Here is a 593-nt window from a genome sequence, read left to right as displayed (position 1 = left end):
CGCCCGCGGCTCATGCACTCACAGTCCTGCAGGCGGTGCCTACAGAACTGGCCTACATTTCGGCGAACCAGGTGTTCCTCGCTGACAGCATCAAGCAGCTGGAGACTTCTAGTCAAACTTTGTGCAACACTGTTGCGACAGTTTCTGATGTTCATTGCAATGCAATGTCCGAGGGTGAACCGGAGATGCTCTGAAGGGTCCAGTAGCTGACACTGTAGTGAGGAAACTGCAGTATGCTTTAGAGAAGAACTCCAGATTCAAAACTCTGGAGCCAGTAGCTGCTGTATTAGCCGGGTCTGGATTTAGACGCCAGAAGGCATCCTGCCTTCCGACATTCCGAAGTTCAAATTTGCTCCAATAACTTCCGTCGACGTTGAGCGCAGCTTCTCTGCTTACAAGCTGGTGCTCAGCGAGAAACGACGGAGCTTCACACCCACGAATTTAGAAATGGTGCTCGTCTGCTACTGCTACCGTAACTTTACATGAGCCGCGGCGCCTTTCTTTCCTGAGCACTGGTGACGCGAATTTCTTAGCAATCCGCATCAACTCCTAGCCTTCAAGTTCTAGTCCTAGCTGTCACTCGTCCACTAAAA

The 593-nt window shown here is 51.1% G+C and carries 1 protein-coding gene; it reads left to right on the top strand.

Going from position 1 to position 593, the window contains the following annotated elements; all coding sequences use genetic code 11:
* Window positions 1–194, top strand: a 194-nt coding sequence (locus Q2M23_RS43810) for a hypothetical protein (RefSeq protein ID WP_316399560.1), incomplete at its 5' end; no start/stop codon positions are given.
* Window positions 195–593: the final 399 nt, after the last annotated feature.

The sequence above is a fragment of the Bradyrhizobium sp. 33ap4 genome (genome assembly GCF_032654765.1).
In the GTDB taxonomy this organism is placed as follows: Bacteria; Pseudomonadota; Alphaproteobacteria; order Rhizobiales; family Xanthobacteraceae; genus Bradyrhizobium; species Bradyrhizobium australafricanum.
This window is presented reverse-complemented; position numbering and strand designations above follow the sequence as displayed.